A 25,996-nucleotide genomic window follows, 5' to 3' on the forward strand; every position below is an offset into this window, starting at 1 on the left:
TGGCGGGCACTTGCGAGTGTCGACTGGGTCACAGGTTGGCGAGTCCGCGCTCAAGTCGCCGTGGCCCCCGCCGACAGCCTGCTGACAGGAGAACAACTATCATGCTGCCACCTATGCTGCCCGTCAGCGTTATACCGGTTACGTCGCAACTCGACCCGGTCCGTCAGAAACCAGATATTCCGCCCGTGGTCCCTGTTCAAGCGGGCTCCAGTGAAAGCACTATCGACTTGAAAAAAGGCGATGCCGAGCAGTCGACCTTTCTGCTGCGCGAAGAGCAACGCCGCCAGCAGGAACAGCAGAAACGCCGGCGCGAAGCCGATGAGGATCCGGACCAGCACCTGGCGATCCCGGGCGACCTGCTCAATGCCGACAACACCGTACCGGTTGTGCCGCTGATCGAAGACGCGCCGCGCCAGGGCCTTTGGGTGGACGTCGAGGTTTAAACCCGCAGTTGCCTCAAGGCTGCTAGCAGCGACTCGATGTCGTGATCGTTGTTGAGGGGGCTGACGGAGATTCGTGCAACGCTTGCCAGGCCCCGCGCCTGCATATCCAGCGGGGTGTAGGCCACGCCGTTGGCGCCAATATTGATGTGCCTGAGTCCCAATTGTCGTTTCAGCTCGAAGGCGTCGCAGCCAGCGAGGTTAAAGGCGATCAGCCCTGATTGAAACGTGCCCAGGTCATGCAGGGAAACCCCCGGAATCTCACACAATGCTGCGCGAATTTGCGCGCTGGTTTGTGCGACGTGTTTCCATACTCGCTCAATCCCCCAGTCATTCATCTCGTGCAGCGCATTCCCCAGCCCCGCCAACAGGGCGAAAGACACTTCGCTGGTTTCAAAGCGCCGTGCGTCGTCGCGCAGGTCGAAACCGGCGGCGGTCCAGGGGGCTGAAAACACATCGCGTTGGGCCGGGTTCAACTGTTGGAGAAAGTCCGGCCGCACATACAACAGCGCCGTGCCACGCGGCCCGCGCAAGTGTTTGCGGCCGGCCGACTTGAGCACATCACACTGCAACGCCTGCACATCCACCGGCACCTGGCCGACCGCTTGGCCGGCGTCGATAAAGTAGGGGATGCCATGACGCCGGGCCACTGCGCCGATGGCCTGGGCGGGGTTGATCAGGCCGCCGTTGGCCGGCAGCCAGGTGAGGTCGATCAGCTTTACGCTGGCATCGATCATCGCCTCCAGTGCCACCGGGCACACCGCGCCGGTGGCGTCGCAGGGGATGACTTCCACCCGCGCACCTGCTTGCACGGCCAATTGCATGCTCGCCAGGTTGCCGCCCCATTCGTGGCGCCCCACCAGAATGCGATCACCCGGTTGCCACGGGCCCAGGGCTTGGAATGCCATGCTCCAGGCAGTCGAACCGCTGCCGGCAAAGGCTATCGACGCGGCGGGCGCGTTGAGCAGTCGCGCGGCGGCGTGGCGCGCTTTTTCCACGAGCATGGCGCCATGTTCACCGGCTTCCATCGGACCGTCCCGGGCTTCGCGCTGGAGTTGGTCAATGATGGCGTCAAGTGTCGCCTGGCTTGGCAGCGAGGCGCCGGCAGGGTTGAAGTGCACCAGGCCCGACTGGCAGCCAGGCGTGGCCTCCCTTAATCGTTGAACATCGAGCGAGCTCACGGCTGCAGCTCGAAAATCGCGTCAATCTCTACCGCCACACCGGCTGGCAGACTGGCAACCCCCACTGCGGTGCGCACATGCCGGCCTTGTTCACCGAGGGCATTGACCAGCAGGTTCGACGCACCGTTGGCCACCGCGCCCTGGCGCTGGAAATCGGCGCTGCTCGCGATAAACACCCCCAGGCGCACAGTGCGTACCAGGCGCGACAGGTCATCGCCCAAGGCATCGCTCAATTGCGCGAGCAAGCTCAGTGCCGCTAGTTCTGCCGCCTGGACACCTTCTTCTTCACTGAGGGATTCGCCCACTTGGCCGAGGTAAGCAGGCCTTGCGTCGAGCAGGGGGATTTGCCCGGAGATAAACAGCTGGTTCTGACTGATGACATGGTTGATGTAGTTGGCAATCGGCTGGCTGGGAGCTGGCAGCGTCAGGCCAAGGGCGTGCACGCGTTGGCGCAGGGAGTTGCTCATGCTGAGTCCTCTGGTTTCAAGAGGGTTGAGCATGTTGTTCCGGGGGGGACTGCGACAAACGGATAGATCTCACTCGACGTATCGAAATAACTCACGCGTCGGCGCAGATCTCCCTTAGCCACTGGCTGAAGCATTCGACCGCTTGGTGGGCAGGGCCTTGAGGGGTGATCAGCCAATAGCCGATATCGCTGTGGTAGGGCGGCCAGTCGAAGGCTTGCACCAGGCTGCCGTCCTGGAGTCGGCGTTGGATGAGATGGTGACGACCCATCGCGATGCCCTGGCCGGCCACGGCGGCTTCGACCACGATGTTGTAGTCGTGCAGCATGACGCGCGGGTGATGTTCAAGGCTGACTTGATAGTGCTGGGACCAATCCGTCCATTCGAACGGCCGGTGTGAGGTTGCCATCAGCAAGGGGCCGTTGCCCAGTGAGTTGGCCTTGAACGTCGGGCTGCAGACCGGTGAAATGACTTCAGCCATCAGGCGCGTGGCCTGCACGTGCGGCCAATCGCCCTTGCCGTAGCGGATGGCCAGGTCGACCTCGGCGGCGGCGACATTGGCCAGTTGAATTGACGGCAACAGCTCCACCTGGATGTGTGGGTAGCGGTTGAGAAACCCCGCCAGGCGCGGCGCCAGCCACAGCGTGGCGAAAGACGCCAGCAGGCCGACGCGCAATACCGTGGCGCTGGGCACCTGCCGTTGGGCGCGTGTCGCGGTGGCGATGGCATCGAGGGCCGGGCGGACTTCATCGTAGTAACGCTGCCCGTCTGCGGTCAGATCGATGGCGCGGGTGCGTCGGATAAACAACGGTTTGCCCAGGTGCTGTTCGAGTTTCTGGACCTGATGGCTGAGGGCGCTTTGGGTCACTGAAAGCTCCTGGGCCGCCTTGATAAAGCTCAAGTGCCGGGCCACGGCTTCAAAAGCACGAAGGGCCAGCAGCGGGGGAAGATCCTTGTGCAGTGACACCTGAGTGCGCCTCCTGGGTTGGGCGGAAAGTACCGATTTTGGGCGACGGTCTGCCTTTTGTCGCGTGCTGATTTGCCGTCGGGCACAGGAGCCCGCATTATTGAGCCCTACTTGCCACGACGTAAGACAAACCATGAGTGATGACGACAAGCTGATCGACCTGAATGCCGAACGCGCCAAGCGCGTGCATGACCTCAATGACAAACGCCTGAATGAAGTGCGCCAGGCATTTGAACACGCAATGCCTTTAGGCAAAGCCAAGAAAAAATCAAAGAACAAACCGAAAAAGCGTTAATACGGCCTGCGTCTGTTGATGCAGGTCAGTTATTGCCCTTCTTTACGCCCCGTTGCGGGCGACATTGATCCCCGTCAATTTTCCAATTCGCCTTCTCCAGTAACTTAGCCCTATCGCAACAGGGCAAGTGCAGGAGGCCGGTCATGTTTATCGATAATGTGGTATTCGCCGGGGTGCTGACTGTCAGCCTCATGGTGCTGTTTTTTGTAGGGTTTGGGATTTTTATCTGGAAGGACGCTAATAAGCGTAAAGAACCGTAAGTCTTTCTGGATTACATGAGCACGCAAGGCATTTTGGGCGACTTCGGTCGCCTTTTTTTTTGCCTGGTATTTAATGATGTCGGTTAATACTGATCCATAAAAAAAGGTGCGGTCCTCACAGAGGCCGCACCTTTTTTTCAGCGCCTGGCTATCAGTTGCCCAGCGCCTTGGACGCCAGCCAGAACAACCCGGCCGACAGGCCAACGGTCGCAGGCAACGTCAACACCCAAGCCATCAGGATGGTCTTGACCGTGCCACCTTGCAGGCCGCTCTTGTTCGCGACCATGGTGCCGGCCACGCCGGAAGACAGCACATGTGTCGTGGACACCGGCAGGGCAAAGATATTGGCAAAGCCAATCATGGTAGCGGTGGTGATCTGCGCTGACATGCCCTGGGCATAGGTCATGCCCTGCTTGCCGATCTTCTCACCGATGGTCAGTACCACACGCTTCCAACCCACCATGGTGCCCAGGCCCAAGGCCAGTGCGACGGCGAGGATTACCCAGAACGGCGCGTACTCGGTCGTCGCGGTCAGGTCTTTGCGAAGCTTGTCGAGGTCGGACTTCTCACGCGCATCCAGGCCCGGCAGCTTGCCGACTTTCTTCGCGGTGTCGTCCAGGCAGAGCAGGTAGCGACGCACTTCGATACGCTGGTCCGAGGTCAGCGAATGGTAGTCCGAGACCCCGCTCAGCGTACTGACGAGCGCTTTGATGGTGGGCTCGGTCTGCTGCGGGTTGCACTGGAACTTGCCCGGCAGATCGTCCTTCACGCTTTTGCCCAGGGCCAGGAATTCGCCGAGGGTGGCGTTATTGCGCTGGTAGAACTGGCTCAAATGCACGGTGGCGTCGCGGGTACGCTCGATCTGGTAGGTGGTGCTGCCCAAGTCGAGTACGAACTGCGCCGGCACGATACCGATCAGCACCAGCATGATCAGGCCGATGCCTTTCTGACCATCGTTGGAGCCGTGCACGAAACTCACGGCCATGGCGGAGATCACCAGGACCAGGCGGTTCCAGAACGGCGGGTGCTTCTTGTCATCGAGCTTGCGGCGCTGGTCCGGGGTCTTGTGCATCTTCGACAGCGGGCGCCACCATTTCAGACCGATCAGCACCAGGGCTGCGACCAGGAAGCCGGCCATCGGCGAGAACACCAGGGAGGCGCCGATATCGATAGCCTTCTGCCAGTTCACACCGTCAGCCAGGGGAATATCGTTGATCAGGGCGTTGGCCAGGCCGACACCGAGGATCGAGCCGATCAGGGTGTGTGAGCTGGAAGCAGGAATACCGAAGTACCAGGTGCCCAGGTTCCAGGTGATCGCTGCGGCCAATAACGAGAAGACCATCGCCAAACCATGGCCGGTGTTCACATTGATCAGCAACTCCACCGGCAGCAAATGCACGATGGCGTAGGCGACACCGACACCACCGAGCAATACGCCGAGGAAGTTGAACACCCCGGAGAAGAACACGGCCAGATGCGGCGGCATGGCTTTGGTATAGATGACTGTGGCCACCGCGTTAGCGGTGTCATGAAAGCCATTGATGAACTCGAAGGCGAGGACAAAGGCCAGGGCGAGCAACAGGCTCACGAGAACCCAAGCATCCAGTCCGCTGAATAAATCGATCATGAAGGTTTTCTGACCCGGTCGTAAGGGGGCGCGATTATGCCAGAAAACCTCAGTAATCGATGCACTAGCTGCTCATCGGTAACAAACTTCATTGAAACGCCAGGGGCGAAACCGGGCGATCCCAGGGTTTTCGGGGCTTTGGCAAGTCTTTGATTTATAAAGTACAGGGCTGAAAAGACCGGGTTTTGTCACCGAATCGTCATGCCTGAAACATTTGTATGAAATTTTACTGGCGGCTGTGGGATTCAGGGTCCGGGCTGCTGGCTAAGCGCTAGCAGCCTGGGCCGCGCCCCTGGCTCAATCCGAAGCACTTATGGCTCTTCGGCCTTGAGTTCCTGTTCAATCTTTTGGATTTCCTGGGTAAACGCCTGGTCGAGCAGGCTGGCTCGCTTGCGCCAGGGTTTGCGCTCAGGTTCAGGCTGGGCGGCGTAGGTGGTGACTTCCCCGCCGTAAACGTCCTTGTAACGTTGCTCCTGGCGCTCAAGTTCCGCGCGCAGTTCATCTTTCGTCACATTGTTACCTAATCGAGTTGAGTGTAATTACCCGGCAGCGTAGTGCCTGAATGTCGCCTTCGGATTGTTCAAAGTTGAACCAGTGATGCGCTCAAGTTTGAACCGCTGATACTAAAGACCGTTGGTGGTAACTGTCATTCAAGGCAGGTAGTTGCGACCTTCCATGCACGGCATGTGCCTGGGCTGGCGAGCTCTGGTCCCGATAGTGAAACCGGGCTGACCTCCGCACAGCGTGCATTATAGCGGCGCATTTGAATAACACTATCGGCATAAAGTTAAAAAGCGTCAACTTTGTGTGAGCGTTTTGTTACACGCAGACGTCAGCAATTGCTGAAATTCTGGCGCCATAAAGTCAACAAGGAACTAAAGATTCAACCTTCTCATCGCAACTTTACTCGGCCAGGCAGGTGAGGGTGCGGGCACGGCTCAAATTGCGATAATCGCATGATCGTCCGATAATCGCCCAATGTTGCCGGCCCTGCCTTGTGCAGGGCGGCCAGTGCGGCTTGTAATACCCGCCCAATCCCTGCGGTTGACAATAAGAGAAAGGAACCTGAGATGAACGATCAATTGCGCAACTCCTTCGCGTCAGTGGCGCCGCCGATCGTTGCCTCGCCGGCCAAGCGGATCCAGGCGTTTACCGGTGACCCCGACTTCATGACCTCCCTGGCCCGTGGCCTGGCCGTCGTGCAGGCATTCCAGGAGCGCAAGCGCCACCTGACGATTGCCCAGATCAGTCACCGCACCGAAATCCCCCGCGCCGCTGTGCGCCGTTGCCTGCATACCCTGATCAAACTGGGCTACGCCACCACCGACGGGCGCACCTATTCACTGTTGCCCAAAGTCCTGACCCTGGGCCATGCCTACCTCTCATCCACGCCACTGGCGGTGTCGGCCCAGCCGTACCTGGACCGTATGAGTGAACAACTGCACGAAGCCTGCAACATGGCCACCCTGGAAGGCGATGACATCCTCTATATCGCCCGCTCAGCCACGACCCAGCGCCTGATTTCGGTGGACCTCTCGGTGGGCGGCCGTTTGCCGGCCTATTGCACTTCCATGGGGCGCATCCTGCTCGCGGCATTGGACGACGCTTCGCTGCAGGACTACCTCGATCACGCCGACCTGCAAACCAAGACCAGTCGCACCCTCACCACACCTGAAGCCTTGTTCGAATGCCTGCAACAAGTGCGTCAGCAGGGCTGGTGCATCGTCGACCAGGAACTGGAACAAGGCCTGCGCTCCATCGCGGTGCCGGTGTATGACGCCTCGGGCCAGGTATTGGCGGCACTCAATGTCAGCACCCATGCAGGGCGGGTCAGCCGCAGCGAGCTGGAACAGCGCTTCCTGCCGAGCATGCTCAGCGCCAGCCGTGAGCTGAGTGCGCAACTGTTTGCCTAAGCTGTTCGGTGACCGCACAGATCCCGGCTTGATCAATTGACGGTGTTTCACCCGGCTTATTATTGTGCGGCAGCGCTCTCAAGGGCGCCCCAATAATAATGACGACCCCAGGTCGTTGGCCCGCCCTCGGTGTGGAATAAAAATAATGAATCAGCCTTCTGTCGGTACCACGCTGGACGTGCAGTCCTTCATCAACACCCAGCCACTGTCACGCTATCAGTGGCGCGTGGTCATCCTGTGTTTCCTGATAGTTTTCCTCGACGGCCTCGATACTGCAGCCATGGGCTTTATTGCGCCTGCGCTGTCCCAGGACTGGGGCATCGACCGCGCCAGCCTCGGCCCGGTGATGAGTGCTGCGTTGATTGGCATGGTATTCGGCGCGCTGGGTTCCGGCCCGCTGGCCGACCGTTTTGGCCGTAAAGTGGTGCTGGTCGGTGCCGTACTGGTGTTTGGTGCGTTCAGCCTCGCCTCGGCCTACAGCAGCAATGTCGACCAGTTGCTGGTGCTGCGTTTCCTCACAGGGCTGGGCCTGGGCGCGGGTATGCCCAATGCCACCACGCTGCTGTCCGAATACACCCCCGAACGTCATAAATCGTTGCTGGTGACCAGCATGTTCTGCGGTTTCAACCTGGGCATGGCCGGTGGCGGGTTTATCTCGGCCAAGCTGATCCCGGCGTTCGGCTGGCATGCGTTGTTGATGATCGGCGGCATCCTGCCGTTGATCCTGGTGGTGGTCCTGCTGCTCTGGCTGCCGGAGTCGGCGCGTTACCTGGTGGTGCGCAACCGTGGCACTGACAAGGTGCGCAAAACCTTGTCACCCATCGAGCCCACTATCGTTGCCCAGGCCACGGCCTTCAGCGTACCCGAACAGAAAACCGTCAAGGCCCGCAATGTGTTCGCGGTGATCTTCTCCGGCACCTACAGCGCCGGCACCTTGCTGCTGTGGCTCACCTACTTCATGGGCCTGGTGATTGTGTACCTGCTGACCAGTTGGCTGCCGACGCTGATGCGTGACAGCGGCGCGAGCATGGAGCAAGCCGCGTTTATCGGTGCGTTGTTCCAGTTCGGTGGAGTACTGAGCGCCGTTGGCGTGGGTTGGGCGATGGACCGGTTCAACCCCCACAAAGTCATCGGCATTTTCTACCTGCTGGCTGGGGTGTTTGCCTACGCGGTCGGACAGAGCCTGGGCAATATCACCGTGCTGGCGACCTTGGTGCTGATTGCCGGGATGTGCGTCAACGGTGCGCAATCGGCGATGCCGTCCCTGGCGGCGCGTTTCTACCCGACCCAAGGCCGCGCCACCGGCGTGTCGTGGATGCTCGGCATCGGCCGCTTCGGCGCGATCCTCGGCGCCTGGATGGGCGCCACCTTGCTGGGCCTGGGCTGGAACTTCGAGCAGGTGCTCACCGCCCTGGTGATCCCGGCCGCAGTAGCCACCGCGGCAGTGGTCATCAAGGGCATGGTCAGCCACGCGGATGCGACTTGAGGTTGATTGATAGCTTGCCAACAATCGGTTCGATAATCGAACGCTTAGTCGATTATCGGATTGTTTGGCGCATTTCCCCAGCTTAATCTTCAAGCACTTCGGCGCCACCTCAGCGCCTTTTTCGATAACCCGGGAGCCCAACCCCATGGCTGACATTCTCACCCTGCGTGATGCGGTCAAGCGCTTCGTGAACGACGGCGATACCGTCGCCCTCGAAGGTTTTACCCACCTGATCCCTACCGCCGCAGGCCATGAAATCATTCGTCAGGGCAAGAAAGACCTGACGCTGGTACGCATGACGCCTGACCTGATCTACGACCAGTTGATCGGCGCCGGCTGTGCACGCAAGCTGATTTTCTCCTGGGGCGGCAACCCTGGTGTGGGCTCCCTGCATCGCCTGCGTGACGCGGTCGAGAAGCAATGGCCGCAGCCGCTGGAGATCGAAGAACACAGCCATGCCGACCTGGCGAATGCCTACGTCGCTGGTGCCTCAGGCCTGCCGTTCGCGGTGCTGCGTGCCTACGCCGGTTCCGACCTGCCCAAGGTCAACCCGCTGATCAAAAGTGTGACTTGCCCGTTTACCGGCGAAGTGCTGGCGGCGGTGCCGTCGGTACGCCCGGACATCACCGTGATTCACGCCCAGAAGGCCGACCGCAAGGGCAACGTGTTGCTCTGGGGCATTCTCGGTGTGCAGAAGGAAGCGGCCCTGGCGGCCAAGCGTTGCATCGTCACCGTCGAGGAAATTGTTGACGACCTGAATGCACCGATGAACAGCTGCGTATTGCCGACCTGGGCCCTGACTGCTGTCTGCCACGTACCCGGCGGCGCGCATCCTTCCTACGCCCACGGTTACAACGAGCGCGACAATCGCTTCTACCAGGCGTGGGACCCGATTGCCCGCGACCGTGGGACGTTTACCGCCTGGATTGACGAATACATCCACGGCACTGCCGACTTCAGTGAATTCCAGGCCAAACTGGCCACCGCGCAGGAGGCCAAGTAATGGCTTACTCGACCAATGAAATGATGACCGTCGCCGCCGCGCGCCGCCTCAAAAACGGCTCGGTGTGCTTTGTCGGCATCGGCCTGCCCTCGAAAGCAGCCAACCTGGCGCGCCTGACTTCGTCGCCCGACGTGGTGTTGATCTATGAGTCCGGCCCAATTGGCGCCAAGCCTTCGGTACTGCCGTTGTCCATCGGTGACGGTGAACTGGCGGAAACCGCTGACACCGTGGTGCCAACCGGTGAGATTTTTCGCTACTGGCTGCAAGGCGGGCGCATTGACGTCGGCTTTCTCGGTGCGGCTCAGGTCGACCGTTTCGGCAACATCAACACCACCGTGGTCGGTGACTATCACCAGCCCAAAGTACGCCTGCCGGGTGCCGGTGGCGCGCCGGAAATCGCCGGTTCCGCCAAGAGCGTGCTGATCATCCTCAAGCAGTCGTCCCGGTCGTTCGTGGACAAGCTGGACTTCATCACCTCCGTCGGCCACGGCGAGGGCGGCGATTCACGCAAGCGCCTGGGCCTGCCGGGCGCCGGTCCTGTCGGCATCATTACCGACCTGTGCATCATGGAGCCGGAAGAGGGCACCCATGAATTTGTGGTCACCGCGCTGCACCCTGGCGTCACCCGCGAGCAAGTGGTGGCCGCCACGGGTTGGGCGATCCGCTTTGCCGACCAGGTCAGCACCACTGCCGAACCGACTGACGTCGAACTGACCGCCCTGCGTGACCTCGAAGCCCGCACGGCCGCCGCCCATGGCCAAGCACCCGGAGAAGCCTGATGCGCGACGTGTTTATCTGTGATGCCATCCGCACGCCCATCGGCCGGTTTGGCGGTGGCCTGGCCACGGTGCGTGCCGACGACCTGGCGGCGCTGCCGATCAAGGCGCTGATGGAACGCAACCCGTCGGTGGACTGGCGTGCGGTGGACGAGGTGTTCCTCGGCTGCGCCAACCAGGCCGGCGAAGACAACCGCAACGTTGCGCGCATGGCGCTGTTGCTGGCGGGCCTGCCCGAGACTATTCCCGGCGTGACCCTCAACCGGTTGTGCGCCTCGGGCATGGACGCCATCGGCACCGCGTTTCGCGCCATCGCCAGCGGCGAAATGGAGCTGACGATTGCCGGCGGCGTCGAGTCGATGTCCCGTGCACCGTTCGTGATGGGCAAGGCCGATGCGGCGTTTTCGCGCAACATGAAGCTGGAAGACACCACCATCGGCTGGCGTTTTATCAACCCGCTGATGAAGGAACAATACGGCGTGGATGCAATGCCGCAGACCGCCGATAACGTCGCCGACGATTACCAAGTGTCCCGCGCCGATCAGGACGCCTTCGCCCTGCGCAGCCAGCAACGCACGGCAGCCGCTCAGGCGGCCGGGTTCTTTGCCGAAGAAATCGTGCCGGTGCGGGTCGCCCATAAAAAAGGCGAAACCGTGGTGGCGCACGATGAGCATCCACGGGACACCACCCTCGAAGCCCTGACCAAGCTCAAGCCGGTCAACGGCCCTGACAAAACTGTCACCGCTGGTAATGCTTCGGGTGTGAATGATGGCGCCGCCGCGCTGATCCTGGCGTCCGCCGAAGCGGTCAAGAAACACGGCCTCACCGCCCGTGCCCGCGTGTTGGGCATGGCCAGCGCCGGTGTCGCCCCGCGTGTGATGGGCATCGGCCCGGTGCCGGCGGTGCGCAAACTGGTAGAGCGCCTGGGGTTGGCGGTCACCGATTTTGACGTGATCGAACTCAACGAAGCCTTCGCCAGCCAAGGCTTGGCGGTGCTGCGAGAATTGGGGATCGCCGACGACGCGCCCCAGGTCAATCCGAACGGTGGCGCCATCGCCCTTGGGCATCCGCTGGGCATGAGCGGTGCACGGTTGGTCCTGACAGCCCTGCATCAGTTGGAAAAAACCGGTGGCCGTAAAGGCCTGGCGACCATGTGTGTCGGCGTCGGCCAAGGCTTGGCCCTGGCGATTGAACGCATCTAATAAGAGAGGACTGCTCCATGAGTGACAAGCCCGGTTACCGGCGCCCGCAAGCGGGCACTCAACCTGATTACCTGCACCCGGCCTACCAGTCGACGAACCTGCGTTCGCCGTCCCAGCCGTTGGTGTTCCTGCCCCATTCCTTGTCGGAAATCACCGGCCCGACCATCGGTGCCGAGCGGATCAACGAGAAGGACAACGACCTCACCGCGCAGCATGAAGGCGAGCCACAGGGCGAGCGCATCATTATTCATGGCCGCGTGCTGGACGAAAACGGTTTGCCGGTGTCGGGCATCCTCGTGGAGATCTGGCAGGCCAACGCCGCCGGTCGCTACAACCACAAGCGCGATGTGCACGACGCGCCGCTGGACCCGAATTTCACCGGCACCGGCCGCACCGTCACCGACGCCGATGGCTGGTACCAGTTCCAGACCATCAAGCCCGGCGCCTACCCGTGGGGCAACCATCACAACGCATGGCGCCCGGCGCATATCCACTTTTCGCTGTTTGGCCCGAGTGTGCTGACGCGGTTGGTCACGCAGATGTATTTCCCCGGCGACCCGTTGCTGGAATACGACCCGATCTACAACTGCGTGCCGGACACTTCGGCCAAGCAGCGCTTGATCGCCAGCTTCGACCTGGAAAAAACCATTCCTTCCTATGCCCTCGGCTACCGCTGGGACATCGTCCTGCGCGGCCGCGACGCCACGCCGATGGAGAAATGAGATGAGCCTTTACGCAACCACGTCCCACACCGTCGGGCCGTATTACCACATCGGCCTGACCTGGCTGAACCGCGAAGACCTGACCGTCGCCGCCACCCTTGGCGAGCGCGTGGCGATCAGCGGGCAAGTGGTGGATGGCAACGGTGATGTGGTCAACGACGCCATGCTCGAAGTCTGGCAGGCCAATGCCGCCGGCAAGTACGACCATCCGGAAGATGACCAGGACAAGGCCGTCGACCCTAACTTTGAAGGGTTTGGCCGGGTGCCGGTGGACGCCGAAGGGCGCTTCCGGTTTACCACCATCAAGCCGGGGGCTGTTCCGGGCCTGAAAGGCACGACCCAGGCGCCGCATTTGGTGGTGCTGGTGTTTGCGCGAGGCTTGGTGAAGCACTTGCTGACGCGGATTTATTTTGACGGTGAGGTGCTCAATGGCGATGACGCGCTGCTGGCATGTGTGCCGGCCGAGCGGCGTAGCACCTTGATTGCCAGGCAGGATGAGCAGGGTGTGTATCAGTGGAATGTGATTTTGCAGGGGACGGATAAGGAGACGGTGTTTTTTGATTATTGAGTAAGTCTGGAGGGCTTCATCGGGGGCAAGTCGAATCGTCGCACCGCCCCTCCCACACTTGAATGTATTCACAATTCAAATGTGGGAGGGGGCTTGCCCCCGATAGGGCCGGTTCAGGCAACCCATTATCCAAATGTCTGCTTGCGGAACATGGTTGTTGCAAAGTATGTCTAGGCTATAACCGTTCCCACTGAGTGAAAAATCATGACAACAACCACCAGTCACTACACCGGAGAAGAACGCAGCAAACGGATCTTCGCGATTGTCGGTGCCTCCTCCGGCAACCTAGTCGAATGGTTCGACTTCTACGTCTACGCCTTCTGCGCCATTTACTTCGCCCCGGCGTTTTTCCCCTCGGACGACCCCACGGTCCAACTGCTCAACACCGCCGGCGTATTCGCCGCCGGGTTCCTGATGCGCCCCATCGGCGGCTGGCTGTTTGGCCGGGTGGCCGATAAACACGGTCGCAAAAATTCGATGATGATTTCGGTGCTGATGATGTGCGCCGGCTCGCTGGTCATCGCCTTCCTGCCCACCTACAAAGACATCGGCGCCTGGGCTCCGGCGTTGCTGCTGGTGGCGCGGTTGTTCCAGGGGTTGTCGGTGGGTGGCGAGTACGGCACCACCGCAACCTATATGAGTGAAGTCGCCCTCAAGGGCCAGCGCGGTTTCTTCGCCTCGTTCCAATACGTCACCCTGATCGGCGGGCAACTGCTGGCGGTGTTGGTGGTGGTGATCCTGCAACAGATCCTCACCGAAGAAGAATTGCGCGCCTGGGGCTGGCGGATTCCGTTCGTGATCGGCGCGATTGCGGCGGTGATTTCGCTGTTGCTGCGTCGCACCCTCAAGGAAACCACCAGCAAGGAAATGCGCCAGGACAAGGACGCCGGCAGCATCGCTGCGCTGTTTCGCAACCATAAAGCGGCGTTTATCACCGTGCTCGGCTACACCGCCGGCGGCTCGCTGATTTTCTACACGTTCACCACCTACATGCAGAAGTACCTGGTGAACACCGCCGGGATGCACGCCAAGACCGCCAGCTACATCATGACCGGCGCGCTGTTTGTGTACATGTGCATGCAGCCGCTGTTCGGCATGCTCTCGGACAAGATCGGTCGACGCAACTCGATGCTCTGGTTTGGCGCCCTCGGTACTCTGTGCACCGTGCCGATCCTTTTGACCCTGAAAACCGTGACCAGCCCGTTCCTGGCGTTTGTGCTGATTTCCCTGGCGTTGGCTATCGTGAGCTTCTACACCTCGATCAGCGGCCTGGTGAAAGCGGAAATGTTCCCGCCCCATGTGCGTGCCTTGGGCGTAGGCCTGGCCTATGCGGTGGCCAATGCGATCTTCGGCGGCTCGGCGGAATACGTGGCCTTGGGTCTGAAATCCATGGGCATGGAAAACACCTTTTATTGGTACGTCACCGGCATGATGGCCGTGGCTTTCCTGTTCAGCTTGCGTCTGCCGAAACAGGCGGAGTACTTGCACCACGATTTGTAAGGAACGCGTTATGACACTGCGCACCAGCAATCAGCTGTTCGACGCTTACTTCACGGCTGACAGCATGGCCGAGGTGTTCTGCGACCAGGGGCGCTTGCAGGGCATGTTGGATTTTGAGGCAGGTTTGGCCCGCGCCGAGGCGCGGGTCGGGTTGATTCCCCAGGCCGCCGTTGCACCGATTGCCCAGGCATGCCTGGCGTCGTTGTACGACGTGGACGCGCTTGGCGTGGCGATTGCCACCGCGGGCAATTCGGCGATTCCGTTGGTCAAGGCGCTGGGTAGGTTGATCGCCAGCGAAGATGCCGGGGCCGAACGCTACGTGCATCTGGGCGCGACCAGCCAGGATGTGATGGACACCGGGCTGGTGCTGCAATTGCGGCGCGGCCTGGTGTTGATCGAAACCGACCTTGCTCGCTTGGGGGATGTACTCGCCGCCCAGGCCCAGCGTTATGCGACCACACCGATGGCCGGGCGTACCTGGCTGCAGCACGCAACGCCCGTGACGTTGGGCATGAAAATCGCCGGTTGGCTGGGCGCCGTGACGCGCAGTCGTCAACGTCTTACCGAGCTGAAACCGCGCCTGTTGGTGCTGCAATTCGGCGGCGCCTCCGGAACCCTGGCCGCACTCGGTGAGCAGGCGATGCCGGTGGCCGAGGCGTTGGCGGCTGAGCTGCAACTGAGCTTGCCCGAACAGCCCTGGCACACTCAGCGTGATCGCCTGGTGGAGTTCGCCAGCGTGCTGGGGTTGATCGCCGGCAGCCTCGGCAAGCTGGGCCGCGACATCAGCCTGTTGATGCAGACCGAAGCGGCGGAAGTGTTCGAACCGTCGGCGCCGGGCAAGGGTGGCTCGTCGACTATGCCGCACAAACGCAATCCAGTCGGCGCTGCGGTGCTGATCAGTACGGCCACCCGCGTGCCTGGGTTGGTCGCGACGATGTTCAGCGCGATGCCCCAGGAGCATGAGCGCAGCCTGGGCTTGTGGCATGCCGAATGGGAAACCTTGCCGGAGATCTGCCGGTTGGTCTCCGGCGCCTTGCAACAGGCGCTGCAGGTGAGCGAGGGGTTGGAAGTCGACCCCGAGCGCATGAAGCAGAACCTCGATCTGACCCAGGGCCTGGTCCTGGCCGAAGCCGTCAGCATCGTGCTTGCCCAGCGCCTGGGCCGCGAAACCGCACACCATTTGCTGGAGCAGTGCTGCAAGCGAGCAGTCGCCGAAGGGCGCCATCTACGCGCCGTATTGGCCGACGAACCGCAGGTCAGCGCCGAGCTGTCTGCACCCGAACTCGACCGCCTGCTCGACCCGGCCCACTATCTGGGCCAGGCGCACACTTGGGTCACCCGTGCTGTCACCGAACATTTTGAACTGACTGCCTGAGGAGGCCACCATGCCATTTGCACAACTCGCCGAGGGCGACCTGCATTACCAACTCGATGGCCCCGTGGACGCGCCAGTATTGGTGCTGTCCAACTCGTTGGGCACTGACCTGCATATGTGGGACATCCAGATTCCGGCCTTCACCCAGCATTTTCGCGTGTTGCGTTTCGATACCCGTGGCCATGGCAAATCCCTGGTTACCGAGGGCCCCTACAGCATCGAACAGCTCGGCCGTGATGTGCTGGAGCTGTTGGACGCACTGGATATTCAACGCGCGCATTTTTGCGGCCTGTCCATGGGCGGCCTGATTGGCCAATGGCTGGGCATCAACGCCGGTGAGCGTTTGCAGAGCCTGGTGGTGTGCAACACCGCGGCCAAGATCGGCACGCCGGAGATCTGGAACCCGCGCATCGAGATGGTGTCGCGCGACGGTGCAGCGGCGATGGTGGCCTTGCGTGATGCCTCCATTGCGCGCTGGTTCACCGCTGACTTCGCAGCGGCCAACCCGCACCAGGCCCAGCAGATCACCGACATGCTCGCGTCCACTTCGCCCGGGGGTTATGCGGCCAACTGCGGCGCCGTGCGGGATGCGGATTTCCGTGAGCAACTGCGCACGATCAAAGTGCCGACCCTGGTGATTGCCGGCACCGAAGATGCCGTCACACCGCCAGAGGGTGGCCGCTTTATTCAGACCCATGTGAGGGGTGCCGAGTACGCTGAGTTCTATGCGGCGCACCTGTCCAACGTTCAGGCCGGTGCTGCATTCAGCGACCGTGTAATTGAATTTTTGCTGGCCCGTTGAGGAGCTTTTTGTGGAAGAGAAACAACGTTACGCCGAGGGGCTGCAAGTACGCCGCGACGTGCTGGGCGACGCGCATGTCGACCGTAGCCTCAATGCCCTGACCGAGTTCAACAGCGAATTCCAGGAAATGATCACCCGCCACGCCTGGGGTGACATCTGGACCCGCCCGGGCCTGCCTCGGCACACCCGCAGCCTGATCACCATTGCCATGCTGATCGGCATGAACCGCGCCGAAGAGCTCAAGCTGCACCTGCGCGCCGCTGCCAGCAATGGCGTGACCCGTGCCGAGATCAAGGAAGTGCTGATGCAGAGCGCGATCTACTGCGGGATCCCGGCGGCGAATGCCACCTTCCACCTGGCTGAATCCGTGTGGGATGAGCTGGGCGTTGAGTCCCGCCAACCCGACTAGATTTGAACTGCGCTCAAAATGTGGGAGGGGGCTCCCACCTGTTTGATTTCACAAGGCTTCAAGTTTCAGTGGGAATCAGCATCCCACACCCAGTTCCATACCCCTGGCAGGTGCACGGCTTCACTCACATCCTTGACCGTCCGCGCCAGCGCCGCACGCTGCAGTGCATCATGGTCGGTATAGAACGGCTCGGCGGCGGTCTTTATGCCGGTGACCTGGGCACTGTCCAGCAGGATCTGCAGATATTCCTGCATATGCCGCGCGGTGTAGCGGTTGATGTCGTGGAAGGTCACCACCACCGGTATCACCCCATCTACCGTTGGCAACTCGCCCAATGCAATGCGCTCGCGCACCACCGACAGTTGCCGATACAGGTTGGCGCGGCGGCGTGGGCTGCCGTTGAAGCCCCAGATCTTGCCGTCATTGGCGCTCAAGTCCGTCAGCAGCACGTGCAGGCCATGGCGCTGGTAGGCGGCGAAGGTGCGGCGGTCGTAGTTCCAGAACGGCGGGCGCACCAGCACCGGTGGCGCGCCGGTGATCGCGGCGATATCGGCAGAACCCTGGGCGAGGGTGCTTTCCAGTTCGGCGTTGTTCAGCCAGCGATGGTTGGTATGAAACGCCGTGGCTGTGTGGAAGGCCAGGATATGCCCGCCCGCGTACTCACGTTCCATGGTCTTGCGACCCCGTGAACTGCCGCCGGAACGGGCCGCCTCGGTCTGCAAAAAGAACACCGCCTTGATCCCCGGCAACACCGGGTTGTGCGCCAGGTCGGCCACCACCGAACGGCTCGGGTTGTTGTAGCCCGAGGCACTGGGACCGTCATCGAAGGTCAGCAGGAAACGGATCGGCGCCTGGCTTTGCAGGCGCTGCTCAGTCTGGGGCGTCAGGGCGACGGGCGCGCCGATGCAGCCACTGAGGCTCACGGCCAGGGCCAGCACGGCCGATGCGATGGCGAAGGATTTCATGGTGTATGCGGGCTCGAAAAAGAGGCCGCTGCTGGGCGGATCAGCAGCGGCAGGCGCGCACCATACAGCAAGTGCGACGCTGGATTACAGCAGACTTATCGGGTAACTGACGATCAACCGGTTTTCGTCAAACTCGTTGTTGCTGTAGTCGCGGCGCATGCTGGAGTTGCGCCAGCGCATCGTCAGGTTTTTCAGGCTGCCGCTTTGCACGGTGTAGCCCAATTCGCTTTCGCGACCCCATTCCTTGCCATCGGTGATGGTGCCGGTGTGCACGTTGCTGCCGCTGATATAGCGGTTCATCAAGGTCAGGCCCGGCACACCGAGGGCGGCGAAGTTGTAGTCGTGGCGCAGTTGCCAGGATCTTTCCTGGGCGTTGTCGTAGCTGGAGTTATAGCTGTCGTTGGCCAGGGTGCCGCCGCTGGTGCCGTTGACGCGCATCCAGGCGTTGTTGCCGGTGAGTTTTTGCAGGCCGACATAGAAGGTGTTGCCGCCGTACTTGGCAGAGAACAGGCCGGACCAGGTCTTGTTGTCCAACTCGCCAGCGCGGGCACTGCCGTCGTCCTTGCCGTAGAAGAACCCGAGGTTGGCGCCCAGGGTCCAGTCACCGAGGGGCTGGCTGTGGGTCAGGTTGACGTATTGTTGGCTGTAGATGTCCTTGAGCTGGGCATTCCACAGGCCGACCTGGGTGCGTTTGTCGTTGAACGTATATTCGCCGCCCTGGAAGTTGAAGCGGTCAGAGGTGAAGGCGGCTTTGCCGGTCATCGACAGGTCGGTCATGCTGCTGTCGTCACGCGGGCTGTTGGCGCGGAATTGGCCGCCGTAGAGGGTCAGTCCGTCGATTTCCCTGGACGTGATCTGCCCGCCGCGCAGGGTTTGCGGCAGGGAACGGCCGTCGTCCGAGCGCAGGATCGGCAGCACCGGCATCCACTCGCCGACCTTGACTTCGGTCTTCGAAATACGGGCCTTGAACGCCACACCGAGGCGCCCGAACTCATCCGCCGGCCGGCCGTCGCGATCCAACGGCAACAGCTGTGTGCCGCCGGTGCCGCGCCCGCCATCGAGCTTCAACGAATACAGCCCCAGCACATCCACACCGAACCCAACTGTGCCCTGGGTAAAGCCGGACTTGGCGTCAAGGATGAAACTCTGCGTCCACTCCTGCGCGCCGCCCTGGGTCTTGGTCGGGTTGGTGAAATTGCGGTTGATAAAGAAATTGCGCAAGTTGAGGTTGGCGCTGGCGTCTTCCAGGAAGCCGTGCTCTTCGGCGACGACGGGAATTGCCAGGCTGGCGACAGCGGTGGCCAGCAAGAGCTGGCAGGGACGGAACGTGCTCATGGCGTTGGACCTGTTGTTATTGGGGTTATGCAGGTGGCGGCCATGGTGCGGGGCGGTACGGGGGCGATGAAAGTGGGGGCGGGCGGGTTTTGGGCGGTGATCGAACGACTTTGAGCGGATAAACGCTTGGGATAGATTGCCCGTGTGAGCACACAGGCCGTCCATGAAATTGACAATCATGGACGGCATTTATGACGCCAGTGAATGACTACAGCGCCTTTCCCTCAGCGCCACGATCCATTGTCGAGTTGCTCAAGTTGCCGGGTCAGTTCACTGCGGGCTTCACGGATGCGGCGTTCGTCCTGGGTGTCGAGGATCTGCTGGAACTGCGCGGCCCAGTGGCCGAGCTGCTCGCGCAGCTCGCCGAGGTTTTCCTGATAGAGCCGTTCGAGGCGCGCAGTCAGCACCGTGTTGACCTGCTGATCGCGTGGGTGAACCTTCAACTGCGCCAGCGCTTGCAGGCGTTGCTGAATCTCTTGCGGGCTGAGCACGCCGGGGTTGTTCTCGATCACCAGGGAGTGCTGCTCGCCGGTCAGCGGGATGCTCACCTGGGCTTCCAGCAGACCGTTGTTGTCGTAGGTGAAGCGCACATCCAGCGAGACTTCACCGGCCTTGCGCTTGGGCACCGCGATGTCCAGTTGGCCCAGTTCGATGTTGTCTTTCACCAGGCGGCTTTCGCCTTGGTAGATTTTCAGCAGCACCTGGCTCTGGTTGTCGTGCAGTGTCACTACGCTTTTGACACGACTCACCGGCACGCTGCTGTTGCGTTCGATCAACGGCAGGTAATGGCCGCTTTCGATATGGCCGCCGTATTGGTTCGAGGTTTCGATGCCCAGGGTGTAGGGGCACACGTCGGTCAGCACCACTTCTTCAAGCGCGGCGGAACGGGCTTTGAGCGCCGCCTGGATCGCCGCGCCGTGGGCGACCACCTGGTCGGGGTCAAGGCTGATGGACGGAAAGCGCCCGAACAACCCGGCGGCGAGTTTGCGCACCAGCGGCATGCGTGTGGTGCCGCCCACCAGCAGGATTTCATCGAGGTCGCTGACGCGAATCCGCGCATCGCGCAGGGCGCGTTCAATCGGGGCGCGCAGGCGTTCCAGCAGTGGCGTGTAGAGCTTGGCCATGTCCTGTTGGGTGATGGTCTGCACCCATTGCTGGCCATCGACCCGCAGGGCGAACTCGGCGCTGTCGTCCTGGCCGAGGGCCTTGCGCACGCGCTCGGCTTCGCGGCGCAGGGCTTGCAGCACACTGTTGGTGGGCGGAAAACCGGCGCTGTTGCGCTGGCTCTCGACGAAGTGTTCCAGCAGCAAGGTGTCGAAGTCTTCGCCACCGAGGAAGTTGTCGCCGGCGCTGGCGCGCACTTCCATCACCCCGTCGAACAGCTCGATGATCGACACGTCAAAGGTGCCGCCGCCGAGGTCGAAGACCAGGAACGAGGTTTCTTTGTCGCGCTGATGCAGGCCGTAGGCGAGGGCGGCGGCGGTGGGTTCGTTGATCAGTTTTTCAACGTTGAGCCCCGCCAGTTCACCGGCGATGCGCGTGGCTTTGCGTTGGCCGTCGCTGAAGTAGGCCGGCACGCTGATCACGGCTTCGGTGACGGTATGGCCGTAGGTGCGCTCGATGTCTTCCTTGAGGCTCTTGAGCACCAGCGCCGAGAGTTCTTCGGGGCGGAACGAGCGATCACCCAGGCGTACCTCAGTGGCGCTGCCCATGTAGCGCTTGAACAGCGACGTGGTCAGGTGCGGGTGGGTGTGCAGGCGCTCTTTGGCGGCCTGGCCGACCAGGATACGGCCTTGATCATCCAGCCCGACCACGCTTGGGGTCAGCAACTGGCCAAGGGCATTGGGCACCAGTTCGGCGGCGTCGCCGCGCCAGACGGCGGCGAGGCTGTTGGTGGTTCCCAGGTCGATTCCTACGATCATTACGACAAGCTCCCTCTGTGGTCTGTAAGAATCTGTGACCAATTTTACCCTGAAAGGTTGAAGCGAAAGCAAGGCGACAGGGCGTTTTGTGATGAGCCCGCTCACCACTATGGACATAAAAAAACCGCCTCCTGTAAGGGAGGCGGTTTTTTCTTTACTGCAGCGTGATCAGAACAACTTCAACGCCGGCGCTTCTTCTTTCAACGGCTCATTCTTCGCCGTCTGCTCGTTCCAGCCGCCGCCGAGGGCCTTGTACAGGGTGACCTCGCTGGTCAACTGTGCCAGGCGGTCGGTGATCAGCGATTGCTGGGCACTGAACAACTGGCGCTGGGCGTCGAGGAAGGTCAGGTTGCTGTCGACACCAATACGGTAGCGACGCTCAGCCAGGCGGTAGTAATCCTGGTTGGCCTCGACGAAACCGCGCTGGGCGTCCAGTTGCTGCTTGTAGGTCTCACGTGCGGCGAGGCCGTCGGAGACTTCCTGGAAGCCGGTCTGGATGGCCTTCTCGTAGTTCGCCACGTTGATCTCTTTCTGGATCTTCGAGTAGTCCAGGCTGGCGCGCAGGCTACCGGCGTTGAAGATCGGGATGTTGATCTGCGGTGCAAACGACCAAGTGCCCGAACCGCCTTTGAACAGACCACCCAAGGTTGGGCTGGCGGTGCCAGCACTGGCCGTCAGGGTGATGCTCGGGAAGAACGCGGCACGGGCCGCGCCGATGTTGGCGTTGGCCGCCTTGAGGTTGTACTCGGCCTGCACGATGTCAGGACGACGTTGCAGCAGGTCCGATGGCAACCCGGCCGGCACGTCGCTGAGCAGGTCATCCGACAGCGGCTGGCTGGCGATATTCGCCGGCAGGCCGGTGCCCAGCAGCAGGGTCAGGTTGTTTTCGTCCTGGGCCACCTGGCGGGTGTAACGCGCCAGTTGCACGCGGGCGTTTTCCACCGAGGTGCGCGCCTGACTCAGGTCAAGTGCCGAGGCCACGCCGACTTCGTTGCTGCGCGAGGTCAGTTTGAAGCTCTGCTCAAACGCGCCCAGGGTGTCCTGGGTGAGCTTGAGCAGCTCCTTGTCGGCCTGCCAGGTCAGGTAGGCGTTGGCCACACTGGCTACCAGGCTGATCTGGGTGCTGCGGCGCGCTTCTTCGGTAGCGAAGTATTTCTGCAGCGCTTCTTCACTCAGGCTGCGGACACGCCCGAACAGGTCCAGCTCGTAGGAGCTGATCCCCAAGCCTGCCGAGTACTGGCTGGCGATGGTCGCCTCACCGGTCTGCGACAGCTTGGCCGGTGTACGCGAACGGCTGCCGCTGCCCGTGGCCGAGACGGCCGGGAACAGGTCGGCGCGCTGGATCTGGTACTGCGCGGCATAGGCATCGATGTTCAGCGCCGCAACGCGCAGGTCACGGTTGTTTTCCAGCGCGGTCTTGATCAGCTGTTGCAGGGCCGGGTCATGGAAAAACTGCCTCCAGCCTTGCTCGGCAGCCGCCTGGTTCGGCGCCTGGGCTGGCGAATACGCCGGCCCCTGCGGGAACTGTGCCGCCACCGGCGCTTCGGGGCGCTGGTAGTCAGGTATCAGCGAGCAGCCACTGAGCACGAAGGCGGTGACGGCTAGGGAAAGTAGCGACTTGCTCATTGGCCAGCCTCTTTAGGAGTTTGCTTAGGTTCAGTCTTTTTACGCTCGCCCGCGGCGGACACGGTTGCAAAGAACAGTGGCACCCAGAAGATCGCCAGGACAGTGGCCGTGATCATACCGCCAATCACGCCGGTACCGATGGCGTGCTGGCTGCCTGAACCGGCGCCCGAGGAGATCGCCAGCGGCAGTACGCCGAGGACGAACGCCATGGAGGTCATGATGATCGGGCGCAGACGCATGCGGGAGGCTTCGATGGCCGACTCGACAATGCCCTTGCCTTGTTCATGCAGCTCTTTGGCGAACTCGACGATCAGGATGGCGTTTTTCGCCGCCAGGCCCACCGTCACCAGCAAGCCCACCTGGAAGAACACGTCGTTGGACAAGCCGCGCATGCTGGTGGCGATCAACGCACCCACCACACCCAACGGCACCACGAGGACAACTGCAATCGGGATCGACCAGCTTTCGTACAGGGCCGCGAGGCACAGGAACACCACCAGCAGCGACAAGGCGTACAACGCAGGTGCCTGGGAGCCGGACAGACGTTCTTCGTACGACAGGCCCGTCCAGGCATAGCCCACGCCCGCCGGCAGTTGCTTGGCGATGCGTTCGACTTCAGCCATGGCATCACCGGTGCTGTAGCCCGGAGCCGGGGTACCGAGGATTTCCATCGCCGCTACACCGTTATAGCGCGAGAGCTTCGGCGAACCGTAGATCCACTTCCCCGACGAGATAGCCGACAACGGCACCATCTTCCCGGAGTCGCTGCGCACGAACCACTTGTTCAGGTCTTCAGGGGACATACGGCCAGCGGCCTCACCCTGCACGTACACCTTCTTCACGCGACCACGGTCGATGAAGTCGTTGACGTAGCTGCCACCCAGGGCAATCGCCAGGGTCTGGTTGATGCTCGACAGCGTAATGCCTTGGGCACTGGCCTTCTCGTCGTCGACGGTGAGCTCGTACTGCGGCTCATCGTTCACGCCGTTGGGGCGTACACCGGCCAGGATCTTGCTCTGGGCCGCCATGCCGAGGAACTGGTTACGCGCCTCCATCAGCTTCTCGTGGCCGACACCGCCCTGGTCTTGCAGGAACACGTCGAAACCGGTGGCGTTACCCAATTCCAGAACCGAAGGCGGCACGATGGCGAAGACCATGGCGTCCTTGAAGGCCCCGAAGAAGTAACCCTGGGCACGCTTGGCCACTTCGAATACCGACTGCGAAGCGTCGCGCTCATCCCATGGCTTGAGCATCACGAACGCAAGGCCCGAGCTCTGGCCACGGCCGGCGAAGTTGAAGCCGTTGACGGTAAACACCGATTTCACAGCCTTGCCTTCGCCTGGCTCGCCTTCTTTGTCGTTGAGCAGGAAGGCACGCATGTCGTCGATGACTTTTTGCGTACGTTCAGCCGACGAACCGACCGGCGTCTGCACCTGGGCAAAGATCACACCCTGGTCTTCCTCGGGCAGGAACGCGCTTGGAATCCGGGTGAACAACCAGATCATGCCGACGACGATGATCAGGTACACAAAGAACGCAGGGAATTTGTGTTTGATCATGTTGCCCACGCCGCGCTCGTAGCTGATGACGCCACGGTCGAAGGTGCGGTTGAACCAGCCGAAGAAACCACGCTTGGGTTGGCCGTGTTTCTCGGGATCGATGGGCTTGAGCATGGTGGCGCAGAGCGCCGGGGTGAAGATCAGGGCAACCAGTACCGACAACGCCATGGCCGAAACGATGGTGATGGAGAACTGTTTGTAGATCACACCGGTGGAACCACCGAAGAACGCCATCGGCAACAGTACCGCCGACAGCACCAGGGCAATACCCACCAGGGCGCCCTGGATCTGGCCCATGGACTTGACCGTCGCCTCTTTCGGCGACAGGTGTTCCTCGGCCATGACCCGCTCGACGTTTTCCACCACGACGATGGCATCGTCCACCAGCAAGCCGATGGCGAGGATCATGCCGAACATGGTCAAGGTGTTGATGGTGAAACCGAACGCCGCCAGGATCCCGAAGGTGCCCAGCAATACCACCGGTACGGTCATGGTGGTGATGATGGTGGCGCGGAAGTTCTGCAGGAACAGGAACATCACCAGGAACACCAGCACGATCGCTTCGACCAGGGTGTGCACCACGCCGGAGATCGATTCGGTCACCACAGGGGTGGTGTCATACGGCACCACCGCCTTCATGCCTGGCGGGAAGAACGGCTCCAGGGATGCTACGGTCGCACGGATGGCCTTGGCGGTGTCCAGGGCGTTGGCGCCCGAGGCGAGCTTGATCGCCATGCCGGAAGCCGGCTTGCCGTTGAACTGTGCACTGATGCTGTAGTTCTGGCCGCCCAGTTCGATACGCGCGATGTCACGCAGACGCACCTGCGAGCCATCGGCGTTGACCTTCATCAGGATCTTGCCGAACTCTTCTGCGGTTTGCAGGCGGGTCTTGCCGATGATGGTCGCGTTCAGTTGGGTGCCGGGCAGGGCAGGCAGGCCGCCCAGTTGACCGGTGGCCACCTGTACGTTCTGTGCCGAGATGGCGGTGCTGACGTCGACCGGGGTCAACTGGTAGTTGTTCAGCTTGCCCGGGTCCAGCCAGATACGCATGGCGTACTGCGAACCAAACACCTGGAAGTCACCGACACCCGCAGTACGCGAGATCGGGTCCTGGATGTTGGACACGATGTAGTTGGAAAGGTCGTCCTTGGTCATGCTGCCGTCTTCCGACACCAGACCGATCACCATCAGGAAGTTCTTCACCGACTTGGTCACACGGATACCCTGTTGCTGCACTTCTTGCGGCAGCAACGGGGTTGCCAGGTTCAGCTTGTTCTGCACCTGGACCTGGGCGATGTCCGGGTTGGTACCCTGGTTGAACGTCGCGGTGATGGTCATGCTGCCGTCGGAGTTACTGTCCGAGGCGACATAACGCAGGTTGTCGATACCGTTGAGCTGTTGCTCGATGACCTGCACCACGGTGTCCTGCACGGTTTGTGCGGACGCGCCTGGGTAGGTCACCTGGATGTCGATGGCGGTTGGCGCAATGGCCGGGTATTGGTTGATGGGCAACTTCAGAATCGACAGTGCCCCGACCAGCATGATCACCAGGGCAATTACCCAGGCGAAAATGGGACGGTCGATAAAAAATTTCGACAT

General features: G+C 61.5%; 24 protein-coding genes. 14 read left to right on the forward strand and 10 right to left on the reverse strand.

Annotation, left to right across the window (positions count from 1 at the left end):
• The first annotated feature begins 101 nt into the window (after positions 1-101).
• Positions 102-443 (forward strand): aspartate-semialdehyde dehydrogenase, encoded by a 342-nt coding sequence (locus DNK50_RS10655; protein WP_112193922.1) that lies wholly within the window; start codon positions 102-104, stop codon positions 441-443.
• Here DNK50_RS10655 and DNK50_RS10660 read toward each other — a convergent pair.
• From DNK50_RS10660 to DNK50_RS10670, 3 genes are all read right to left on the reverse strand, one after another.
• The gene (locus tag DNK50_RS10660; protein WP_112193924.1) at positions 440-1,621 is read right to left on the reverse strand and encodes an aminotransferase class V-fold PLP-dependent enzyme; all 1,182 of its coding nucleotides are present in this window, start codon (positions 1,619-1,621) and stop codon (positions 440-442) included. The genes DNK50_RS10655 and DNK50_RS10660 overlap by 4 nt on opposite strands.
• Positions 1,618-2,088 (reverse strand): RidA family protein, encoded by a 471-nt coding sequence (locus tag DNK50_RS10665; protein ID WP_112193926.1) that lies wholly within the window; start codon positions 2,086-2,088, stop codon positions 1,618-1,620. Before DNK50_RS10665 ends, DNK50_RS10660 begins: the two co-directional genes overlap by 4 nt.
• Before the next feature lie 91 nt (positions 2,089-2,179).
• The gene (locus DNK50_RS10670) at positions 2,180-3,052 is read right to left on the reverse strand and encodes a LysR substrate-binding domain-containing protein (RefSeq protein ID WP_112193928.1); all 873 of its coding nucleotides are present in this window, start codon (positions 3,050-3,052) and stop codon (positions 2,180-2,182) included.
• 133 nt (positions 3,053-3,185) lie between these two features.
• On the opposite strand from DNK50_RS10670, the gene DNK50_RS28915 reads away from it, so the two are divergent.
• Both DNK50_RS28915 and ccoM read left to right on the forward strand, forming a co-directional pair.
• Entirely contained in the window at positions 3,186-3,347 is a 162-nt protein-coding gene (locus DNK50_RS28915) for a hypothetical protein (RefSeq protein ID WP_092487749.1), read from the forward strand.
• 143 nt (positions 3,348-3,490) lie between these two features.
• Entirely contained in the window at positions 3,491-3,607 is a 117-nt protein-coding gene (ccoM, locus tag DNK50_RS29365) for a cytochrome c oxidase subunit CcoM (RefSeq protein ID WP_276145525.1), read from the forward strand.
• 151 nt (positions 3,608-3,758) lie between these two features.
• Here the strand turns inward: ccoM and DNK50_RS10675 are convergent, their stop codons facing one another.
• Together DNK50_RS10675 and DNK50_RS10680 are read right to left on the reverse strand one after the other, a co-directional pair.
• The gene (locus DNK50_RS10675) at positions 3,759-5,234 is read right to left on the reverse strand and encodes an inorganic phosphate transporter (RefSeq protein ID WP_099583296.1); all 1,476 of its coding nucleotides are present in this window, start codon (positions 5,232-5,234) and stop codon (positions 3,759-3,761) included.
• A gap of 311 nt (positions 5,235-5,545) precedes the next feature.
• A complete protein-coding gene (locus DNK50_RS10680; RefSeq protein ID WP_099583295.1) occupies positions 5,546-5,746 on the reverse strand; it encodes a hypothetical protein in 201 nt (66 codons plus the stop codon).
• Between the two features lie 558 nt (positions 5,747-6,304).
• Here DNK50_RS10680 and pcaR point away from each other — a divergent pair.
• The 11 genes from pcaR to pcaC all read left to right on the forward strand — a co-directional run bounded on the left by pcaR (position 6,305) and on the right by pcaC (position 16,990).
• Positions 6,305-7,147, forward strand: coding sequence for a pca regulon transcriptional regulator PcaR (gene pcaR / locus DNK50_RS10685; protein WP_025855315.1), 843 nt, complete (start codon positions 6,305-6,307; stop codon positions 7,145-7,147).
• A 145-nt stretch (positions 7,148-7,292) separates the two neighbouring features.
• Positions 7,293-8,633, forward strand: a complete 1,341-nt coding sequence (locus tag DNK50_RS10690) for an MFS transporter (protein ID WP_112193937.1) — start codon at positions 7,293-7,295, stop codon at positions 8,631-8,633.
• 145 nt (positions 8,634-8,778) lie between these two features.
• On the forward strand, positions 8,779-9,636 hold the full coding sequence (locus DNK50_RS10695; RefSeq protein ID WP_112193939.1) for a CoA transferase subunit A: 858 nt from the start codon (positions 8,779-8,781) through the stop codon (positions 9,634-9,636).
• Entirely contained in the window at positions 9,636-10,415 is a 780-nt protein-coding gene (locus DNK50_RS10700) for a CoA-transferase subunit beta (RefSeq protein WP_112193941.1), read from the forward strand. Before DNK50_RS10695 ends, DNK50_RS10700 begins: the two co-directional genes overlap by 1 nt.
• A complete protein-coding gene (gene pcaF / locus DNK50_RS10705) occupies positions 10,412-11,614 on the forward strand; it encodes a 3-oxoadipyl-CoA thiolase (protein ID WP_177411606.1) in 1,203 nt (400 codons plus the stop codon). Before DNK50_RS10700 ends, pcaF begins: the two co-directional genes overlap by 4 nt.
• 17 nt (positions 11,615-11,631) lie before the next feature.
• Positions 11,632-12,336 (forward strand): protocatechuate 3,4-dioxygenase subunit beta, encoded by a 705-nt coding sequence (pcaH, locus tag DNK50_RS10710; RefSeq protein WP_112193943.1) that lies wholly within the window; start codon positions 11,632-11,634, stop codon positions 12,334-12,336.
• Between the two features lies 1 nt (position 12,337).
• A complete protein-coding gene (gene pcaG / locus DNK50_RS10715) occupies positions 12,338-12,904 on the forward strand; it encodes a protocatechuate 3,4-dioxygenase subunit alpha (RefSeq protein ID WP_112193944.1) in 567 nt (188 codons plus the stop codon).
• A gap of 204 nt (positions 12,905-13,108) precedes the next feature.
• Complete coding sequence (locus DNK50_RS10720; protein WP_012722673.1) at positions 13,109-14,404, forward strand: MFS family transporter; 1,296 nt, start codon at positions 13,109-13,111, stop codon at positions 14,402-14,404.
• Positions 14,405-14,414: 10 nt separating this feature from the next.
• Positions 14,415-15,779 carry a 3-carboxy-cis,cis-muconate cycloisomerase gene (locus DNK50_RS10725; protein ID WP_112193946.1) on the forward strand — a complete coding sequence of 455 codons (1,365 nt, stop codon included), beginning with the start codon at positions 14,415-14,417 and terminating at the stop codon, positions 15,777-15,779.
• A 10-nt stretch (positions 15,780-15,789) separates the two neighbouring features.
• Entirely contained in the window at positions 15,790-16,581 is a 792-nt protein-coding gene (gene pcaD / locus DNK50_RS10730; RefSeq protein WP_112193948.1) for a 3-oxoadipate enol-lactonase, read from the forward strand.
• Between the two features lie 10 nt (positions 16,582-16,591).
• Complete coding sequence (gene pcaC, locus DNK50_RS10735) at positions 16,592-16,990, forward strand: 4-carboxymuconolactone decarboxylase (RefSeq protein ID WP_112193950.1); 399 nt, start codon at positions 16,592-16,594, stop codon at positions 16,988-16,990.
• Between the two features lie 65 nt (positions 16,991-17,055).
• On the opposite strand, the gene DNK50_RS10740 is transcribed toward pcaC, so the two are convergent.
• The 5 genes from DNK50_RS10740 to DNK50_RS10760 all read right to left on the reverse strand — a co-directional run bounded on the left by DNK50_RS10740 (position 17,056) and on the right by DNK50_RS10760 (position 25,996).
• Positions 17,056-17,955, reverse strand: a complete 900-nt coding sequence (locus tag DNK50_RS10740) for a polysaccharide deacetylase family protein (protein WP_112193952.1) — start codon at positions 17,953-17,955, stop codon at positions 17,056-17,058.
• A gap of 84 nt (positions 17,956-18,039) precedes the next feature.
• The gene (locus tag DNK50_RS10745) at positions 18,040-19,290 is read right to left on the reverse strand and encodes an OprD family porin (protein WP_112193954.1); all 1,251 of its coding nucleotides are present in this window, start codon (positions 19,288-19,290) and stop codon (positions 18,040-18,042) included.
• Between the two features lie 224 nt (positions 19,291-19,514).
• On the reverse strand, positions 19,515-21,212 hold the full coding sequence (locus tag DNK50_RS10750; protein ID WP_099587563.1) for a molecular chaperone HscC: 1,698 nt from the start codon (positions 21,210-21,212) through the stop codon (positions 19,515-19,517).
• A 168-nt stretch (positions 21,213-21,380) separates the two neighbouring features.
• The gene (gene adeC, locus DNK50_RS10755; protein ID WP_099587562.1) at positions 21,381-22,838 is read right to left on the reverse strand and encodes an AdeC/AdeK/OprM family multidrug efflux complex outer membrane factor; all 1,458 of its coding nucleotides are present in this window, start codon (positions 22,836-22,838) and stop codon (positions 21,381-21,383) included.
• The gene (locus DNK50_RS10760) at positions 22,835-25,996 is read right to left on the reverse strand and encodes an efflux RND transporter permease subunit (protein ID WP_112193956.1); all 3,162 of its coding nucleotides are present in this window, start codon (positions 25,994-25,996) and stop codon (positions 22,835-22,837) included. Before DNK50_RS10760 ends, adeC begins: the two co-directional genes overlap by 4 nt.

It is taken from the genome of Pseudomonas sp. LG1E9 (genome assembly GCF_003290225.1).
GTDB lineage: Bacteria > Pseudomonadota > Gammaproteobacteria > Pseudomonadales > Pseudomonadaceae > Aquipseudomonas > Aquipseudomonas cyclaminis.

Bases quoted from the DNA above. Each gene is read 5' to 3' on its own strand.
- DNK50_RS10655 (WP_112193922.1), top strand. From the start codon at position 102: ATGCTGCCACCTATGCTGCCCGTCAGCGTTATACCGGTTACGTCGCAA.
- DNK50_RS10665 (WP_112193926.1), bottom strand. From the start codon at position 2,088: ATGAGCAACTCCCTGCGCCAACGCGTGCACGCCCTTGGCCTGACGCTG.
- DNK50_RS28915 (WP_092487749.1), top strand. From the start codon at position 3,186: ATGAGTGATGACGACAAGCTGATCGACCTGAATGCCGAACGCGCCAAG.
- ccoM (WP_276145525.1), top strand. From the start codon at position 3,491: ATGTTTATCGATAATGTGGTATTCGCCGGGGTGCTGACTGTCAGCCTC.
- DNK50_RS10675 (WP_099583296.1), bottom strand. From the start codon at position 5,234: ATGATCGATTTATTCAGCGGACTGGATGCTTGGGTTCTCGTGAGCCTG.
- pcaR (WP_025855315.1), top strand. From the start codon at position 6,305: ATGAACGATCAATTGCGCAACTCCTTCGCGTCAGTGGCGCCGCCGATC.
- DNK50_RS10690 (WP_112193937.1), top strand. From the start codon at position 7,293: ATGAATCAGCCTTCTGTCGGTACCACGCTGGACGTGCAGTCCTTCATC.
- DNK50_RS10695 (WP_112193939.1), top strand. From the start codon at position 8,779: ATGGCTGACATTCTCACCCTGCGTGATGCGGTCAAGCGCTTCGTGAAC.
- DNK50_RS10700 (WP_112193941.1), top strand. From the start codon at position 9,636: ATGGCTTACTCGACCAATGAAATGATGACCGTCGCCGCCGCGCGCCGC.
- pcaH (WP_112193943.1), top strand. From the start codon at position 11,632: ATGAGTGACAAGCCCGGTTACCGGCGCCCGCAAGCGGGCACTCAACCT.
- pcaG (WP_112193944.1), top strand. From the start codon at position 12,338: ATGAGCCTTTACGCAACCACGTCCCACACCGTCGGGCCGTATTACCAC.
- DNK50_RS10720 (WP_012722673.1), top strand. From the start codon at position 13,109: ATGACAACAACCACCAGTCACTACACCGGAGAAGAACGCAGCAAACGG.
- DNK50_RS10725 (WP_112193946.1), top strand. From the start codon at position 14,415: ATGACACTGCGCACCAGCAATCAGCTGTTCGACGCTTACTTCACGGCT.
- pcaD (WP_112193948.1), top strand. From the start codon at position 15,790: ATGCCATTTGCACAACTCGCCGAGGGCGACCTGCATTACCAACTCGAT.
- DNK50_RS10740 (WP_112193952.1), bottom strand. From the start codon at position 17,955: ATGAAATCCTTCGCCATCGCATCGGCCGTGCTGGCCCTGGCCGTGAGC.
- DNK50_RS10745 (WP_112193954.1), bottom strand. From the start codon at position 19,290: ATGAGCACGTTCCGTCCCTGCCAGCTCTTGCTGGCCACCGCTGTCGCC.
- DNK50_RS10750 (WP_099587563.1), bottom strand. From the start codon at position 21,212: ATGATCGTAGGAATCGACCTGGGAACCACCAACAGCCTCGCCGCCGTC.
- adeC (WP_099587562.1), bottom strand. From the start codon at position 22,838: ATGAGCAAGTCGCTACTTTCCCTAGCCGTCACCGCCTTCGTGCTCAGT.
- DNK50_RS10760 (WP_112193956.1), bottom strand. From the start codon at position 25,996: ATGTCGAAATTTTTTATCGACCGTCCCATTTTCGCCTGGGTAATTGCC.